The sequence below is a fragment of the Acetobacter sp. genome, from assembly GCF_022483985.1.
GTDB lineage: Bacteria > Pseudomonadota > Alphaproteobacteria > Acetobacterales > Acetobacteraceae > Acetobacter.
This window is the reverse complement of sequence record NZ_JAKVME010000001.1, coordinates 1,582,175-1,597,981: the sequence shown is the minus strand read 5'-3', so window position 1 is coordinate 1,597,981 and position 15,807 is coordinate 1,582,175. Positions and strand designations below refer to the sequence as shown.

Below are 15,807 nucleotides of genomic sequence, written 5' to 3'. Positions count from 1 at the left end.
TCCTGACGATCCTTATCCTGTTGCCGGTTCTTCTAGCCAGTCTGCTTTCGGGCACGCCTGAACGGTGGGTCGGGCTGCCTCCGGGGCAACAGCGGCTGGTCTGTCAGGGAATGTGGCTGATCGCGGCGATGGTTGCGCTGTTTGTGCTGCCGTGGAGCGCGGGCGTGATGTCCTCCGTTCTGCCGTTCTTCACGCCTGACCCGCTCGGTTGCCTGTTTCTGGTGGTGTTCGCCATTCTCGGCTGCTGTTCGGAGCGTTGGATCAGGCCCGGAGGACGTCTGCCTCTCGCCTGTGCGTCAGCCTGTCTGGTCGCCTTCGCCAGCGACACGGCGGCCTTGATGGTGACCGGCTGTCTGGCGCTGATACTGGCATTCCCGGAACGTCAGAAGGCCTCAGCCGGGTGTCTGCGGACGCTTCTTTTCGCCGCCGCCTGCGCGCCGGGTTCTGCTTCTGGCGTTGAATGGATGGCGATCGCCGCCGCTCTGGCCTGTACGGCAGGGGCGGGACGCAGGCAGCCTGATTTCGCAGTGGCGCCAATGCTGGAAGCCGGTTGCGGCCTGCTGCTGCTCTGCCGTGTTCTTCTCAGACCCGACAGCGTGATCACACCCGTCATGACCGCGACGCTGATTGTCGGCGGGATGATGCTGGCGTTCGGGCGTGTGCTTTCCACGCTCACCACACGTAAAGGCAGTATCGCGACTGTCGGGTTAGCTGGTCTGCCTGCCGCGCTGAGCATCAGCTCGCTTGGGTTGCTGCTCCTTGCCGGCGCGTCCGGTTCCGCCCTGACGGCGCACGTGGCGGCCAGTGCGCTGGTACTGGGGCTAGTGATTCTCTGGCCCGTCTCCATAGCGTTTCTGCGGACCGGTGGCCTGATCGCGGAAGGAGCCGGTTCGGATCAGCTCGGGCGTTTGGGAGGACTCATCCTCTTCGCGCCCCGACTGGCGGGCCTGTTCGCTGCGACATTGTTGATTCTCACCTTTCTGCCGCCCGCGAGCGGCTTCACCATCCTGTGGCTTCTGGTTGAAACGGCTCTTGGCCTGCTGCCGGATGGATTTGCCGCCGCTCTGCCGTCACTGGCTTTTCTGCTCGCGCTTGGCGTCCTTGTCGCGTTGACCGGACTGGCGGCGCTGAGACTGGCCGCGCTCCTTCTGCTCGGCAGCGCCCGCAGTCCCCGCATGGCGGCCTGCCCGGATGCGGTCTGGCCCACTCTACTACCAGTCTCCGGCTCAGTGTTGTTCGCTGTTGTGGCCGGATTGGTGCCGGGCGGCGTGCTGCGTCTGGCCGAGCCAGTCCTGCACCAACTGACAGGCGAGGCGCGTCCGACGCCTCAACCCTTCTTTACGCTGGTGGCTCCCGATGGACTGTCCTCATGGATGCCGGTCGGTGTCACGGCGCTCCTGCTGCTGATCGTGTTGATTATACGGCTGGCGCAGCAGGAGACCCTGCGCTCGCGGGGGCGTGCGCCCACTCTGAAACGCGAGATCTTGCCGGATATTCACACAGGCGAGACGACGCCCTGGCTGGGCGGGCTGACGGCACGGGCGCCGTGGCTGCCATTCGGCGAGCCGCTGATCTGGTCGGGCGTCGATATGGTGCCGTCCGCGCTGCGTGCTGTGCTGTTCCCTCAGGGACGACGCAGGATCATGTCCCGCTCGCTGATCCTGCGGTCTGGTGCGCGTTGTCTGCATAGGCTTCGACGGATGCTGCTGAAAACCGCACCGTTCGCGGACCACGCGACTGCCGTGGTGCTTGTTCTGGCAGCGCTTGGCGTTTCCCTGTCGGCGTTGACGCCATGACCATTCTTCAGATCGTTCTCTCCGTTCTGCTGACAGTGCTGCAACTGGCGCTGGTGGTGCTTGTCGGACCGCTTCTAAGCGGATTCCGCAGTTTCTTCTCGGCGAGAATGTCGGGTGTTCCCGCATCGCCTGTGCTGCGGCGCTGGTTTGTCATCGGGCGTGAATGGGGCCATGCGCCGCCTGTCCGGCAGAGCGACGCGCCGCCACTGGTCGAAGGGACGATCACCGGGATCGTCGCGCCGTTTTCTCTGGCCGCCGCCCTATGTGCAGTATTGCTTGTCCCCGCTTTCACGCAGGAACTTGGGACCGGCTCATGGTCGGACCTTCTGCTCGTGGGATTACTGCTGGTGCTGGCCCGTTTCACTGCGCTGCTGCCGGGGCTGGCCCAGCCTGCGGAGCGCGCCACGGTTGCATTCGGACGGGCGCTCGCTCTGGCGCTGGTGTTGCCCTGTCTGTTTCTGCTGGTGGCGCTTCTTTTCAGCGCCGGTGCGACGACCGGTCTTGCTTCCGTGCTGGCGGGCATGAGCCATGAAAACCCGTTCGTGGATGGTGCGCCCTGTGTGCTGGCCGGTGCGGCTTTGCTGGCGGCTGTCGATCCGGTGGAAAGGTATGATTTTGAGGAGCCGGGAAGCGATGGGGCGCTTCTGATGCTGTCGCGGGATATCGCGGCTCTGACATGGCTCACTCTGGCCAGTGATCTGATGTGGCCGGGTTCGCTGGTCTCGGTTCTCGGCAGTCCATCGTTCCTGAGTGGCTGCGGCGCGTTGGTGCTTGGTGTGCTGTGCTGGTTTCTGCGGAGTTTTCTGCTGGCGATCGTTCTTGCGACCGGTCGGGCATTGGCGCTCGGTGATCTGACTGCGGTGCGTCTGCGGGCGGCGTCGGCGCTGCTGCTGGCCGTGCTGGCGCTTCAGTTGATGACGTCTGCCCGCCTGATGCCGCCGGTCGGTGACAGGCCCACAGAAAAAACAGAAAAGGCAGAAAAGAAGGGTCCGGAAACACCGTCCCCGGAACATCCTGCCGTCCGTCGAACGGATATCGAAAAACGATGACGCTCGCGCTTGCCCTTCTGCCTCTGCTGGCTCTGCTGACGCTTCTCACGGGTCTGATGGTGACGCCGGTGACAGGGCTGCTGACGGCTCTTTCCATCCTGCTGCTGCGTCACGCGACTCCTGACCCGTTTCCTGCCGTCATTCTCTTCGCGGCGGTCAGCGCGCTGACGATCTCGATCGCTCCGGCATGGTGGCTGGGGCGCTATACGGACGAAACCGGCCCGTCGCGTGTGGCCGGAGCGGTTATCCTGTCTCTGGCGCTTCTGATTGCCGCCAGTCTGAGCCTGCCATCCGAGGACATGCTTCAGAATCCGGCCCTGCTTGCGGCGCCGTTCATCCCGATCGACGCGGCTGTGGTGACGGTGGCGCTCGGCGTGACCTTTATCGGGCTGGCCACGCTGTCGCTGCGTTCCGGCGCACGTTACCAGTTGGCCGGTCTCCTGACGGCCTGCGACGGGCTGCTGCTGACAGCGGCCAACATCCGCAATCCCTATGCGGGCTGGCTTGTCGGTATATGCGTGCTGCTGCTCGCCGGGGCGGGAACGTGGCTTGTGCGCCGTCTGTCCCTTCTGCGGCTGAAATCCACAGAGCGCGGGGAGGGCGGATTCTGATGCTCATGGCAGCGGATATCATCCTCTTTCTCAGCCTTGTCTGGCCGTTTCTCGCCGGTGTGATCATCGCGGCTTTCGGTCCGGAGAGTCGGGTGGGCGATGAGGAGACGAAAAACCGCTTCTCCCAGCTTGCCGCCAATTTCTCCCTTGTCGCGCTGGGACTGGCGGCGCTCAATGTGCCTTTCTCCCTCTATCTGGCCGCAACCGGACAAGGCGTGAAACTGGGATGGATGATCGAAGCGCCGTTGGCTGCGGTCGGCTGCCTGCTCCTGCATGCCGGTCTGGTATCGCAGTGCTTTGCACCCCCGCAGCCTGAAGAAGAGCGGGCTCTGGTCGCCCGTGATGCTGTTCCGTTCTGGACCACGGGACTGCTGGTTCTGGCCATGATGCTCTCGGAGCCCGTCGCCCGCGCGGCCATGCTGCTGTCGGCTCCTGTTCTGACCGTGATTCTGCTCGATACGGGTCCGGGTCGCGCACTTTCGGGCTGGAACACACTTCGTCGGACCGCCACGGGCGCTCTGCTGGTCTGTAGTGGATTCCTGCATCCTGATCCGGTTATCGAAGGGGTGCTCGCCGGATGTGGGTTCTGCCTGCTCGCCAGCCTGTTTCCCTGCACGGCGCTCCTGAACGTGACACGAACAGAGCGGGCAGGCGACGCTTCTGAAATCCTGCGAGCCAATGCCGCAACGCTGGCCGTGGTGGCATTGCTGGTGACTTTCCCCCTGCCGCCAGTAACCGGGCTAGGTCTGAGGGGACTGTTCTTTGCGGCGGGGCTCGGTACGCTGGCGCTGGCCGCCCTGCGACTCAGATTGCGGTCCGCGCAGCCTGCCGCGCTGCTCACGCAGGCATCCATGGGGCTTGCGGCTGTCTCCGCGGGACTGGCCCATCCTCTTGTGGCTGATCTGGCTGTATTTGGCCCGCTTGTCGCAACGCCATGGTTTTCCTTGTCCGGAAAGCCGGATTCCCGCCTGAAACTGCTGGCTGACAGGGCGTTTCTGCTGCCGGGGTTCGCGGCGCTTCTTCTGGCGGTGATGCTGGTGGCGACAACGTCCCTGCCGCTCGCGCTGCTGCTGATTGTGGCGATATGGCCCGCATTACGGCCTGCCGTCCGACTCTTCCCGTCCGGCGTCGTGGTTCCTAAGACCACCAGTGTTAGATCAGGCAGCAGGGAGGGGCGCTCATGAGCATTCCACCCATCCTGTTCGGCGGCGGTGCTCTGGCTGTTCAGGACACGTCTGCGCCCTCCGTGCGGACACTCATTCGGAGTGGCCGAAAAACCGAAACGTCATGGCGTTTTGAACTGACCGAAGACACATGGTTCGATCTGGTGGAGCGTCTGCGTGACGATCCGGCGACCTTGCTGGGGCTCTGGTGTGACGGTCGGTCTGTGCATGCTTTTTTCAATGACGGCGTGCCGGGGGGCGAGGTCGGGTTGAGACCGCTGATGGCGTCTCTGGTGCTGGACGGCCCCCGTTATCGCGGTTTTTCAGCGATCCGCCATCGGACCGCGCCGTTCGAGCGGATGATCCGCGACCTGTGGGGCGTCGAGGCCATGGACGCGGCGGACACACGACCGCTGGTGGATCGTGGTGCGTGGACGGTGACGGCTCCACTGGTGAAACGACCGGTGCCAGCCTCGGGCATGACCGACATGCCGGAGTTTTCCGCGCCGGACCCGCTGGTCGCGGCACAGGGAATGGTTTTTTCGCGTGGACCGGCATCCGGTGGCGCTGAGGGACCTGTGCATTTTCGCCTTGGTGTCGCAAACGGGCGGATCCGTACCGTCGAGACCCTGACCGGCTTTGCGCATCGGGGCATGGAAGCGCGGATGGCGGGAGTCCCGCTTGCTGACGCGGCGGGGTTGAGTGGGCGAATCCATGTGGGCGCGACGCTGGCGCATCAATGGGCTTTCAGCGCTGCAGTCGAACAGGCGGCAGGCGTGACGGTCACGCCGATGGTCGGACATATCCGTGCGATGTTGTGTGAGATCGAGCGGGTTCATACGCATCTCATCTGGCTGGCGCGGACAGCGGATGCCGCTGGAGCGGAGATGCTGGCAGCCCGACTCTACAAGGCGCGCGACATCCTTTCCCGCGTCTGTCAGGCGACCATCGGACGGCGTCTGTTGCTGGACTGCGTGGTGCCGGGTGGCGTTACGCTTGCTGTTTCCGGGCATGAACAGGTGCATCAGGATGTCGTTCTCGATGGGCTCAGAGCCCTCTGCGAGGAAATCGCCGTCTTCGGGACGGGAGACTTTCCCGATATGCAGGCGCTCTGGCAGGCAACCGGCGTTGTGACGTCCGGTCTGGTCGGTGAGGGAGTGGTGCCGAGGCGGCTGGCGGATGATCTCGTTCTGGGCGGCGCGGTTGGTCGGAGTTGCGGCAGGGGAGCCGATCTGCGCCAGTCCATGGAAGCGTATTCAAGCGTGCGAATCCGCACTCCCGTCACGATTGAGGGCGATGCCGCTGCCCGTTGCCGTATCCGTCTTGAGGATATTGCGGAAAGTCTGCGGATGATTGCCGCTTTCGGAGCCATGTTTACGGTTGAGAGTGAATCCGGGCCGTTGTCATTTCTCAGCCCGGTCAAGGTTCCTCATGAACGCTGCGAGGGGTATGCCGCCGTTGAAGGGCCGGACGGACTGATCTGTCACGTTGTGATTTTGCGGGAAGGGCGTGTGGAGCGCACGTTCATCGCTGATCCTGCGGGTGTGTTGCAGGACGTGCAGGAGATGGCGCTTTCGGGAGGCTGCCCTTCCAGATTTGATGCCGTGCGCTGTTCGTTCGGTGTTTCGGTCGCGGCTGTTGATCTGTAAGGATACTCCTGCGGCTGTTTCATGTCTGTGACAAGCCGGAAGGGAGGAGGTTACCGTGTCGACTGTTCTGATCCGTGCACTGTTCACCTCCCTGCTTGCGCCATCCGGTCCCGCTCTGCCGCCGGTTGTCTCCCGTTCTCCGCTGGTTTTCTTTCATGTGGACAGCGGTGGCTGCGAGGCCTGTAGTCTTGAGATCGAGGCTCTCAGGAAGGGTGATTACGGTCTGGCTGAAGCGGGAATTGTGTTCACGGACGCGCCCCGACTTGCGGATATGCTGCTTGTGACCGGCACCTGCACCCGGATGCAGGCTCCCGTGGTCAAGGCCGCATGGGAAGCCATGCCTCAGCCGAAAGGCCTGCTGGCGGTCGGAGCCTGCGCGATTGACGGAGGACCGTTCGCCGAGAATTACGCTGTTCTCGGAGGGCTGGAGAAGCGGGCCTCGGTGGATTGCGCCATCCCCGGCTGCCCTCCGACGCCCGATGCCATCCTGCAGGGGATCGTAAGCCTTCTCTCCCCCACACCTGCGCCCGTCATGGACGCGTAAGTCCATCCGGTCTTACGTCGGGCGTGTGTATCTGGGACGCTTTGCTTCTCATCCAACCGTCCTATGGACTGATCCTTTTTGCGGGAGAGATTGACGGGGTGTTGTCCCGGCCCCCGCCAAAGCCGGGCCTTCAGAGACTGTTTATCGCCAGTACATTGGGGTGAAGGGGACTGTGGTCCCTTCAAGGGGCACGCAAACCCGCATAAAAATCACGCCGTAAGGCCGCTGGTGTTACTGGCGGGCCGCATGTTCCGGCAGCGTCTCATCCTCGTCTTCCTGCAAGGCTTCAGCGGCTCTTCTGAGTCTCTGAAAACTCATTCTGCTGACAGGCAGCAGAGCGATATAAACGACGCCCATGCCCGCCAGAACGCCCCATGGGTCCGCTACGAGAGCGACGAGGTAAGCGCCTATGCCCAGCATCATGGGAAGGACATATTTGGCGGGCACCTTGAAGTTCTTGAAGGACCAGACAGGCAGGGTGGATACCAGCAGGAAGCCGGTCCCGATCAGACTCACTATGGGCAGCCAGGGCAGACGGGTCATCTCGTAGAGGCTGGTATAGCCGAGCTTTTCCGCCTCAAGCCCCAGAAAGAGAGGGAAAAGCGCCAGCCCAGCGCCAGCCGGAGCCGGAACGCCGGTGAAGAAATTGCTCGCATATTTCGGACGCTCTTCCTCGCCGTCGAGGCTGGCGTTGAAGCGGGCCAGACGCAGCGCCATGCAGACGGTGAACAGAATACCGGGCAGGAACGAGTAACGGCCGGCATCTTTCAGCGCCCAGAGATAGAGGACGAAGGAAGGGGCCACACCGAAGCAGAGGAAGTCGGAAAGACTGTCGAACTCGGCGCCGAAGCGGGTGGAGCCGCGCAGAAGACGTGCGATGCGGCCATCGAGGCCGTCGATGATCGCCGAGGCCAGCAGGGCAAGGGCGGCATGATGAAAACGGCCATCAAGCGCGAATCGCATGCCCATCAGGCCGCTGCAAAGCCCCAGCATGGTCAGCAGATTGGGGATGAGCCGATTGAAGGATGGCCCGCGCACACGCGCCCGGGCAGGACGGCTCCCGCGCAGGCGGCGACGCCTGCGTCTTACGCTTTCAGCCATGAACACAATGCTCCCGTATCACGGGGAAAAGACGGAGCAGCACTGGATCAGGCGTCAAGCTCGGCCACGACCGTCTCGCCGCCGATCATGGTCTGACCGACTTCCACCAGCGGCTCGACACCGGGCGGGAGATAAACGTCCGTGCGCGAACCGAAGCGGATCAGACCGAACCGCTCACCGGCTTCCAGACGCTCGCCCGGCTTGACCGAACAGACGATGCGGCGGGCGATCAGCCCGGCAATCTGCACTACGGCGACCATGCGGCCGTCCGGCAGCGTGATGCTCATGGCGTTGCGTTCATTGTCCGTCGAAGCCTTGTCGAGGCTGGCATTGAGGAACTTGCCCTCATGGTAGGCAATGCGCGTGACGGTTCCGGCGACCGGCATACGGTTCACATGCACATCCAGCACGGACAGGAACGTGGCGACCCGCCAGACGGGTGTCTCGCCCATGCCGAGTTCGATGGGAGGGGCGATCTTTTCGATCGACACGATCCGCCCGTCAGCCGGGGCCAGAACCAGACCTTCCCGCGCGGGTGCGATCCGTTCCGGGTCACGGAAGAAGTAAAGGCAGAATCCGAAGAACAGGCCGCTGACGGTGCCGATCCCCCGGGAAACCGGGCAGTTGCGGCGCCAGCCAAGATAGCGGGCGGCGACCGTCACGGCGCCGGAGACGCCAAGGAACGGATAGGCCTCGCGATGCGGGCGGGAAAGGACGAACTTGAGAGAGCCTAGGAGTGACATGTTCCCGTTCTTGGCCGTTCATCGCTGCGGAATCAAGAGAAAGGTGACATTCCGGCTCCGGCTTGCGTCATTCGGGCTTTTCTGGTCTCCATCCGCACCTGTCCGATCCGCGGGAGCGCACCGGAAAAGCTCGTCAATCCAGCCGCGAGGCCCAGCCGGGAGCCCTGTCATGAGCCCTGTCATGAGAGTGATCCGTTCTGCCCTGTTCCGGATCTATATCATCGTCATTTCCGTTCTGATGGGGTGGGCGGCCATGCCTGTGCGCCTGTTCGCGCCACGGTACGCGATGCCTTATGCGAAGCTCTGGGCGCGACTCTATCTGGCGGGCGGTCGTTTCTGCTGCGGTATCCGTACGCATATCGAGGGGCTGGACAAATTGCCTCCGGACAGGCCGTTCATCATCGCATCCCAGCATCAGTCGGCGTTCGACACGCTGGTCTGGATGAATCTCGTCCCGAAGCCTACCTACATCATGAAGGAAGAACTGCTGAAAGTGCCGCTCGTCGGGCCGATGCTGAAGCTTACGGGCATGATTCCCGTTCAGCGCGAGGGCGGGAGCAGGGCGATGCGCAATCTGCTGAAGGAAACCGAGCGGGCGGCGGCCGAGGGACGGCAGATGATCATTTTTCCGGAAGGCACCCGTATGGCCTACGGAGAGACGGTTCCCCTCAAGCCGGGGATCGTCGCCATGGCGCGGCACACCGGCCTGCCGGTCTATCCTGTCGCGACCAATTCCGGGCTCTGCTGGCCCAACAGGGGCTTTCTCAAGCGTGCGGGAACCATTTCGGTCGTTATCGGTGACCCGGTGCAGGGCGCCGGGCGCGGAGAGATGCTTCAGGCGATTGAGCGGGTCTGGAGGGAAGAGCAGGACCGTATGGGAGCCTGAAACTCTTGAATCCTCAGAAAATCTTTCCTGTGGATAACTCTGTGGGATAAAATGGCGGCTTCGAACGTAGAAAGCGGGATCCGTAAAATCTCCCGCTTTTCCCATGCTTCAATGAAGTCAAGCCTGTTTCTCGCATAAAACACAACGGTACGATTTTTTGGCAGAATACTGCGGATTTCTATAAATTTATACAATCGTATGATAATATTCTTTCCGGATGTTTCAAGGAAAACTGCTCTTCCTGAAACGTGGATGCTTCGGCTGATGAATTGTGGATAAGTTTCCCCGATCCATACCGATCCTCATATGTGCAGAGGATTTTATTGAACGGCTCCGCTGCCTGTCGGCTTGAACTGTGGTGTGGTGCAGGCCTGAGTAACGATCATGGCAGAAAAGGGAAGTATCAACTGAAACAGCACATCCGTCTTCTTGCAGTCTTTGGATCTGTTCTCGTTCTGGTTGTGATGGCCTGCGCCGGGATGATGGTCGCCAGACAGGGGCTTATCAGGAAGATTGATGCAGAACGTGTCAGCTTTCTGAAGCAGGGTTGGACTGTTTCATGGCGGGTGTCGGGGTTCAGTCCCTTTTCCGTCCCGTGGCAGGTGACGCTGCGTGACGTCCGTCTGGAAGGCCCCCTGAAAGACTCGCATCTGGTGTATGGTGGTGACGCCGTGATCCTGTCTCCCACCGGACCGTTTTCCTCTTCAGTCAGAATGGATTTTACAGGACCACAGGCACTCTTGCTGGGTCATGATCCCGACCATCCGGATCTGGCGTTCAGGCTGACCGGTAATGGCGTCCGTGCGACTGCTTTTCCGGTTGATGATGGAAAAGAAATTCACGCATCTCTTTCAGCGGACGATGACCGGCTAGAAGTGCATGCGATGCCTTTCCGGTTCGCGGACCCGATGCTTCCGTTCAGTATCGGGTTGAAAAAACTTCAGGGCAGAACGGTATGGTATCTGAAACAGAGTCGTGTCGAAGGAATGGCCGCGGATATGACGATTTCGTCTGTTTCCCTGCCTGTCGCATGGCCCGGTGTCGGTAATCTGGCCGAGCGCGTGCATGTGGCCTTTTCTGCTACTGGGATGCAGGAGGAAGACCGGAAACTGACAGTGCATATTGGGGAGGCGCGGTTTGGAGCGGCTTCTTTTTCTGTCACGGGAAAACTTGTTCTCCAGCATGATGCAGTCGGCGATTTCGACCTTACCTTACATGGTCTGGAAAAAATCGTTGATGCGATGGTTGCGGCTCGTGCGGTCACTCCGGATGTGCGTCGCATGACTCTGCTGATCGAGCGTTTCAGGGCGCAGGGAAACCTTCAGCCGCTTTCAGACGTGCAGAAAGCCGGGGATTCTGCTGCTCCTGACACGATCATTGATCTGCCGTTGAGGCTGAGAAACGGCGAGTGGATGGTCGGGGCTTTGCCCGCTGCGACCTTGCTGGAAGCGTGGCGATCAGGAAAAGACGGACAGTCTTTCCTCCATCAGTGATTTTACAGTCGGTCCACTGGTCAGACTGGTTGCGAAGCGCGTTGTCTGGCAGCGGTAGCGGGTGCTGTCGTTGCCTCCACTCAACACTGTGCCGTTTTAATATGTCGTGATGTCTGCACAGGGCAGATGAAGGCGTGGTGTGCCCAGTGCGGCGACTATGTCCGGAATATCCTCCAAATGTTGCAGCATATGGACGTCTGAAAGGAACTCTGCCGCGATGGTGCGGGATTGATAACGATGTTGTACCCATCGTCTGTTTCCTGAAATGCACTTATCGCCTTATCCGTGATTCGGACTGGGGCGGAGAGGTATCGGTTTCATCAACTGCGGCAAGCTGGTTGCAGCATGAAAAACGGAAGAAACCACATCGGGTGTCATCGGAAAATCATTTATGGTGTAAGGATTTGTCCAATAGGAACGAGATATTTACGGCCTTGAATTCATGCCTGATCTTTCTGTCGGCGTAGCCTGCCCAACTCCGCTGCTGATGTGGCCCGCAGGAAAGGGTTGCATGCCCGCTCCGACCCGAGAGTGGAGGGAACGGTTGACAGACCTTCTGCTCTCAACCGGGAGACTTCTTCAGCACGGTGCTGGAGCGCCGTGTTGTCAGGAGACACGGAAAGGGCGAAGCGCGCATTGGACGCCGTGTATTCATGGCCGCAGTAAACCAGCGTTTCGTCCGGCAGGGCGTCGAACGCGCGCAGGCTGGCGTATAGCTGGTCCGGCGTACCTTCAAACAGACGGCCACATCCAAGACTGAACAGCGTGTCGCCGCAGAAAAGCGAGGCGGGATCGTCGAAGTAGTAGGCAATATGTCCCAGAGTATGTCCCGGTGTTTCCAGAACCAGTGCCTGACTGTCGCCGAATGTGACCCAATCCCCGGCCTTCACGGCCTGATCAAGGGCAGGGAGGCGGGCTGCATCGGCTACCGCGCCGATAATGCGGGCGCCGTAACGGTCACGCAGGGTTTCGGCACCGCCTGTATGATCGGCATGATGATGGGTCAGAAAAATGCCGTCGAGCCGCCCGCCGTGGGCTTCAATGGCTGCCCGGACCGGAGCGCATTCGCCGGGGTCGACCACGGCGACCATGCCGGTTTCCGTGTCCGTCAGCATCCAGACGTAATTATCGGAAAGGGCCGGAATGGGCAGAACGGTGATCGACATGGCGGGACTCCGGTAGTGCTGCGTCTGGGAGCATTATGATACTGTACGCGCCATGCTCGATGAAGTTCGTTCTGCTGACATATTCTATGACACATCGGCGGGCGCCGGGGTCGTGCGGCTTCTTGCCCGACGCCTGACGGCCCGGTGGACGGATGTCCGGGGGCTTGATCTTCTCGGACTGGGCTGCACGGCCCCTTTTCTTTCAGGCTGGCGGGAACAGGCGACATTGACGGTGGCGGCTCGCCCTGACGTGCCACAGGAGGAGGCGCTACGCCGTCATCAGGCTGACTGCATTGTAAGCGGCAGTCACTTTCCATTCCCCGATCTGTCGTTTGACCGCATTCTCATGGTCCATGCGCTGGAGACCGCGCCGTCCGGCCGCGACCTTCTGCGTTCAGTGTGGAAAGTCCTCCGTGACAATGGAAGGCTGATCGTCATAGTACCCAACCGGCGCGGCCTCTGGGCATTGAGCGACACGACGCCTTTCGGGCAGGGGACACCTTATTCCCAGCGTCAGGTGCGACGCCTGTTGCAGGAAGCCATGTTCCATGTCGAAACATGTGAAACGGCCCTTTATCCACCGTTATTCCCTCTTCTGCGCAGTCCGCGTCTCAGCACGGCGATTGAGCGTGCCGGAGAAACGGTCTTGCCCGCCTGTGGTGGTGTGGTCATTCTGGAGGCTGTCAAAAATCTCTGGGGAGGCGTTCCGCTGACTGTAGAAAACCGAACATTCAGCCTGGGACGTCGTCTGGTGAAAGCCCGATGACGGAGTCCGTTCTGGACCGGATCGGCAGACTGGACATGGTGCTGCTCAAGGCTTCCAGCGCCACCATCGCTTTGGAGACGTGGTGTGAGCAAAGCGGCCTTGGTGTCCCGCCCGTCCGGCTGAGGGTACAGGTGGAGCACAAAGAGGATGCCCCGTTACCCGCCATCGCCGCCGGTATTTTCGGGGCGGGTGAGTCCCTGCGCTATCGACATGTCACCATGTTCTGTGGGGATCTGGCTGTGGCGCATGCAGGCAACTGGTATTCCCCGGAAAGGCTGACGCCGGACATGACCCGCAAGCTGGATACGACCACAGTGCCGTTTGGACGTGTCGTAGGGCCTTTTTCCATCAGTCGGGAAACGCTGGAAAATATTCGCCTGTGGAATAACGACAGTCCACCGCCGCCTTCGGCTCCTGTGATCCGCAACACGGCGATCGTAAAGCGGGCGGATTTCGCGCCGGTGAGTGTGGTGGAGGAAACTTTCATGGGCGTATTGCTGAATTTCTGAACTGCTGACGCGGGTTCGCCAGACTGCTCAGGTCGCGTCCACCGTATGCCGGAACGCCTTGACCGGGCCGATACAGGCCAGCAGGAACTTGCCGTATTCCCGCACAAGCAGGTTCCATGTGCCGCGTGTGAAAGGACGCTTCATGGCGGGGGGCTGCACAGGATAAGGGTTGAGGTGAACGCCGGGCAGCATGCGTCTGATTTCCAGTTCCGCCCGCCACATATGATAGCCAGCGGTGACAATGATCAGGCTGTGCAGCCTGTTGGCTTTCACCCAGTGCTTCGTTTCCGTGGCGTTTCCCGCTGTGGATGTAGCCTCCCGTCCAAGGGTGATGCGCCCTGTCAGGGTTGCGGGAAGGTTGGGAGCCAGTTCCTGCAAGGTCACTTTGGGATCGACGCCTGAAACGAGCAGCAGGCGTCCGCGCTCCTGCTCCAGCAGGGAAAGAGACGTCTCCACGCGTCCGTTGCCACCGGTGAGAACGACGATTCCGTCGGAAACAGGCGGCAGGTCCGGGGTGTGCAGGGCGCTTCGGAGAAACAGCCCGAAGCCGATGACGACCAGCGAGAGACTGGCCGTGAGAAAGAGACCCGCCGCCCGCCACCAGCCGTGTCCGGGGCGCTTTTCCTTCATGGCAGCCGTCGCAGCCATACCCGTACGATGATCTGCGCCGTCAGCCATCCGATCAGAGTGACGACAAAGGGGATGCAGCCCAGCCCGATCAGAAGGGAGTGTGGGGCGGCTCCCTGCCAGAACGCAGGCAGAGAGTCCTGCAGGATGGAAAGCCAGCTTTCACCATTCTGTGTCGCGGTCGGCACGCTCCCTGAAAAAGGCGCCATAAGATGCGTGAGAATGGCAATTGGAGGGAGGGAGACCAGTGTTCCGGCCAGCCCTCCGAGAAAGGACAGAAACGCTACGCGGGATGCGAAGCGCCGGGCGACGTAACCGTCGGATGCGCCCAGTTCGTGAAGAATGGTCACGCTTTCACGTCGTGAGCCCAGACCCAGACGCGTCGCCATCCCGATGACCGCCGCGCCGATTGCGCCTACAAGCGCTATCGCAAGGCCGGAGCAGAACAGAAGGCTGCGGGCGACCGTGTGAAGCTGGGAACGCCAGTCATCGTTCTTCTCGATAAGCGTGTCGGGCGCGCTGGTGACGAGGGTCGAGACGAGGTCATCGGACAAGACGCCGCCCGGGGTGAGATCGACCTCGATCACAGCGGGAAGAGGGAGTGCGGCTGTCCCGGCATTGCCGAGCCACGGTTTCAGCAGTGTGTCGAGTTCCTGCTCATCCAGCCTGTGCAGCCGCATGATATCCGGCGCTGTTTTCAGTGCGTCGAGCACGCTCTCAATGCGCGTGCGGCCAGCCGGACGTCCGTCTGTCACGGATGTCTTGTCTGGATCGGGAACCTGCACGGTGATCAGATTGGCGGCGCCTTTGGCCCATCTCTCCGACAGACTCTGGGCGCCGACAGCCGCCGTAAAGGTCAGGGCGATCAGCAGACTCATGGCCGCGACCATGGTGAGCAGGCTGCGGTCGGGAAGCGCCCGGGACAGGGCGAGGCCGTCGCGGACGCGTGTGTGCTTACTCATCCGAGAACAGCCGTCCCTGTCGGAGTTGCAGGGCGGGCGCGGGAAAGCGCTGGACGAGCGTGTCATTGTGCGTGGCGACGATGACGGTGGTTCCGAGGTCCGACAGTTCTCTCAGCATGCCGATGACACGCGCCGCCTGAGTGTCTTCCAGCGCATTGGTCGGCTCATCCGCAAGCAGGAGGCTGGGTCGCATGATCACGGCGCGAGCGATGGTCGTCCTCTGCTGCTCTCCGCCTGAGAGTTCGATGGGACGGGCTTTCCTGCGTTCGACAAGCCCCAGCCAGTCCAGCAGAGCATCCACTTCCTGTGAAATTTCGCCTTCCACCCGCTTCTGAAGCCGCAGGGGCAGGGCGATGTTGTCGGCAACCGAAAGAGTCGGCATCAGCCGGAAATCCTGATGGATCATCCCGATTCGCTGTCTGAGCCGCGTGAGGGTCGAGCGCTTGCTGCGTAATCCGATTTCGGTGCCGAGAATTTCCATATCGCCCGAGCGGGGCAGCGCTTCCATGTGCAGAAGGCGCAGCAATGTGGATTTTCCCGCGCCGGAGGGACCGAGCAGCCAGCGGAACCCGCCCTGCGGGATCGCGAAGGTGATGTTTCTGAGCGTGGCCTGACCTCCATCCGGCGGAGTGCCGTGATGCCAGGTGACGTCACGGAGCCGGATCATGCGAGGCATACTCCCTGAGGGATGAGGTCAGTCATGAGAAACACGTGATATCATAACGCGTTGCTGACGAAACTG

At 61.6% G+C, this 15,807-nt stretch carries 16 protein-coding genes; 10 read left to right on the top strand and 6 right to left on the bottom strand.

Translation table 11 applies throughout. The features are described from left to right. Positions 1 to 20: 20 nt before the first annotated feature. Genes LKE90_RS07060 through LKE90_RS07035 form a run of 6 tightly spaced genes read left to right on the top strand, consistent with a single transcriptional unit; the run spans position 21 to position 6,812 of the window. The gene (locus LKE90_RS07060; RefSeq protein ID WP_291493985.1) at positions 21 to 1,796 is read left to right on the top strand and encodes a hypothetical protein; all 1,776 of its coding nucleotides are present in this window, start codon (positions 21 to 23) and stop codon (positions 1,794 to 1,796) included. After that, positions 1,793 to 2,845 (top strand): hypothetical protein, encoded by a 1,053-nt coding sequence (locus LKE90_RS07055; protein ID WP_291493986.1) that lies wholly within the window; start codon positions 1,793 to 1,795, stop codon positions 2,843 to 2,845. Before LKE90_RS07060 ends, LKE90_RS07055 begins: the two co-directional genes overlap by 4 nt. Next, on the top strand, positions 2,842 to 3,456 hold the full coding sequence (locus tag LKE90_RS07050; protein ID WP_291493987.1) for a hypothetical protein: 615 nt from the start codon (positions 2,842 to 2,844) through the stop codon (positions 3,454 to 3,456). The genes LKE90_RS07055 and LKE90_RS07050 overlap by 4 nt, the downstream gene beginning before the upstream one ends. Before the next feature lie 5 nt (positions 3,457 to 3,461). Continuing rightward, positions 3,462 to 4,640, top strand: coding sequence for a hypothetical protein (locus LKE90_RS07045; RefSeq protein WP_291493988.1), 1,179 nt, complete (start codon positions 3,462 to 3,464; stop codon positions 4,638 to 4,640). After that, positions 4,637 to 6,268 carry an NADH:ubiquinone oxidoreductase gene (locus LKE90_RS07040; RefSeq protein WP_291493989.1) on the top strand — a complete coding sequence of 544 codons (1,632 nt, stop codon included), beginning with the start codon at positions 4,637 to 4,639 and terminating at the stop codon, positions 6,266 to 6,268. Before LKE90_RS07045 ends, LKE90_RS07040 begins: the two co-directional genes overlap by 4 nt. Positions 6,269 to 6,323: 55 nt before the next feature. Next, positions 6,324 to 6,812 (top strand): NADH-quinone oxidoreductase subunit B family protein, encoded by a 489-nt coding sequence (locus tag LKE90_RS07035; RefSeq protein ID WP_291493990.1) that lies wholly within the window; start codon positions 6,324 to 6,326, stop codon positions 6,810 to 6,812. A gap of 231 nt (positions 6,813 to 7,043) precedes the next feature. On the opposite strand, the gene LKE90_RS07030 is transcribed toward LKE90_RS07035, so the two are convergent. After that, positions 7,044 to 7,913 carry a CDP-alcohol phosphatidyltransferase family protein gene (locus LKE90_RS07030; protein ID WP_291493991.1) on the bottom strand — a complete coding sequence of 290 codons (870 nt, stop codon included), beginning with the start codon at positions 7,911 to 7,913 and terminating at the stop codon, positions 7,044 to 7,046. 47 nt (positions 7,914 to 7,960) lie between these two features. Then, the gene (locus LKE90_RS07025; protein WP_291493992.1) at positions 7,961 to 8,656 is read right to left on the bottom strand and encodes a phosphatidylserine decarboxylase; all 696 of its coding nucleotides are present in this window, start codon (positions 8,654 to 8,656) and stop codon (positions 7,961 to 7,963) included. A 181-nt stretch (positions 8,657 to 8,837) separates the two neighbouring features. Between LKE90_RS07025 and LKE90_RS07020 the strand changes: the two genes are divergently transcribed. Then, complete coding sequence (locus LKE90_RS07020; RefSeq protein WP_291494056.1) at positions 8,838 to 9,542, top strand: lysophospholipid acyltransferase family protein; 705 nt, start codon at positions 8,838 to 8,840, stop codon at positions 9,540 to 9,542. A gap of 323 nt (positions 9,543 to 9,865) precedes the next feature. Then, positions 9,866 to 11,035, top strand: a complete 1,170-nt coding sequence (locus tag LKE90_RS07015) for a DUF2125 domain-containing protein (RefSeq protein ID WP_291493993.1) — start codon at positions 9,866 to 9,868, stop codon at positions 11,033 to 11,035. 440 nt (positions 11,036 to 11,475) lie between these two features. Here LKE90_RS07015 and gloB read toward each other — a convergent pair whose 3' ends face one another. Beyond that, positions 11,476 to 12,201, bottom strand: a complete 726-nt coding sequence (gloB, locus tag LKE90_RS07010; RefSeq protein ID WP_291493994.1) for a hydroxyacylglutathione hydrolase — start codon at positions 12,199 to 12,201, stop codon at positions 11,476 to 11,478. Positions 12,202 to 12,253: 52 nt separating this feature from the next. Here gloB and LKE90_RS07005 point away from each other — a divergent pair, with 52 nt between their 5' ends. Beyond that, on the top strand, positions 12,254 to 12,967 hold the full coding sequence (locus LKE90_RS07005; RefSeq protein WP_291493995.1) for a class I SAM-dependent methyltransferase: 714 nt from the start codon (positions 12,254 to 12,256) through the stop codon (positions 12,965 to 12,967). Then, positions 12,964 to 13,476 carry a hypothetical protein gene (locus LKE90_RS07000; RefSeq protein ID WP_291493996.1) on the top strand — a complete coding sequence of 171 codons (513 nt, stop codon included), beginning with the start codon at positions 12,964 to 12,966 and terminating at the stop codon, positions 13,474 to 13,476. Before LKE90_RS07005 ends, LKE90_RS07000 begins: the two co-directional genes overlap by 4 nt. A 27-nt stretch (positions 13,477 to 13,503) precedes the next feature. Here the strand turns inward: LKE90_RS07000 and LKE90_RS06995 are convergent, their stop codons facing one another. The 3 genes from LKE90_RS06995 to LKE90_RS06985 are packed head-to-tail and all read right to left on the bottom strand — an operon-like array spanning position 13,504 to position 15,732. Then, complete coding sequence (locus LKE90_RS06995) at positions 13,504 to 14,124, bottom strand: YdcF family protein (protein ID WP_291493997.1); 621 nt, start codon at positions 14,122 to 14,124, stop codon at positions 13,504 to 13,506. Continuing rightward, complete coding sequence (locus LKE90_RS06990) at positions 14,103 to 15,065, bottom strand: cell division protein FtsX (RefSeq protein ID WP_291493998.1); 963 nt, start codon at positions 15,063 to 15,065, stop codon at positions 14,103 to 14,105. Before LKE90_RS06990 ends, LKE90_RS06995 begins: the two co-directional genes overlap by 22 nt. Then, positions 15,058 to 15,732, bottom strand: a complete 675-nt coding sequence (locus LKE90_RS06985; RefSeq protein WP_291493999.1) for a cell division ATP-binding protein FtsE — start codon at positions 15,730 to 15,732, stop codon at positions 15,058 to 15,060. Before LKE90_RS06985 ends, LKE90_RS06990 begins: the two co-directional genes overlap by 8 nt. Positions 15,733 to 15,807: the final 75 nt, after the last annotated feature.

Bases quoted from the DNA above. Each gene is read 5' to 3' on its own strand.
- LKE90_RS07055 (WP_291493986.1), top strand. From the start codon at position 1,793: ATGACCATTCTTCAGATCGTTCTCTCCGTTCTGCTGACAGTGCTGCAA.
- LKE90_RS07050 (WP_291493987.1), top strand. From the start codon at position 2,842: ATGACGCTCGCGCTTGCCCTTCTGCCTCTGCTGGCTCTGCTGACGCTT.
- LKE90_RS07045 (WP_291493988.1), top strand. From the start codon at position 3,462: ATGGCAGCGGATATCATCCTCTTTCTCAGCCTTGTCTGGCCGTTTCTC.
- LKE90_RS07040 (WP_291493989.1), top strand. From the start codon at position 4,637: ATGAGCATTCCACCCATCCTGTTCGGCGGCGGTGCTCTGGCTGTTCAG.
- LKE90_RS07030 (WP_291493991.1), bottom strand. From the start codon at position 7,913: ATGGCTGAAAGCGTAAGACGCAGGCGTCGCCGCCTGCGCGGGAGCCGT.
- LKE90_RS07025 (WP_291493992.1), bottom strand. From the start codon at position 8,656: ATGTCACTCCTAGGCTCTCTCAAGTTCGTCCTTTCCCGCCCGCATCGC.
- LKE90_RS07020 (WP_291494056.1), top strand. From the start codon at position 8,838: ATGAGAGTGATCCGTTCTGCCCTGTTCCGGATCTATATCATCGTCATT.
- gloB (WP_291493994.1), bottom strand. From the start codon at position 12,201: ATGTCGATCACCGTTCTGCCCATTCCGGCCCTTTCCGATAATTACGTC.
- LKE90_RS07005 (WP_291493995.1), top strand. From the start codon at position 12,254: ATGCTCGATGAAGTTCGTTCTGCTGACATATTCTATGACACATCGGCG.
- LKE90_RS07000 (WP_291493996.1), top strand. From the start codon at position 12,964: ATGACGGAGTCCGTTCTGGACCGGATCGGCAGACTGGACATGGTGCTG.
- LKE90_RS06995 (WP_291493997.1), bottom strand. From the start codon at position 14,124: ATGGCTGCGACGGCTGCCATGAAGGAAAAGCGCCCCGGACACGGCTGG.
- LKE90_RS06990 (WP_291493998.1), bottom strand. From the start codon at position 15,065: ATGAGTAAGCACACACGCGTCCGCGACGGCCTCGCCCTGTCCCGGGCG.
- LKE90_RS06985 (WP_291493999.1), bottom strand. From the start codon at position 15,732: ATGATCCGGCTCCGTGACGTCACCTGGCATCACGGCACTCCGCCGGAT.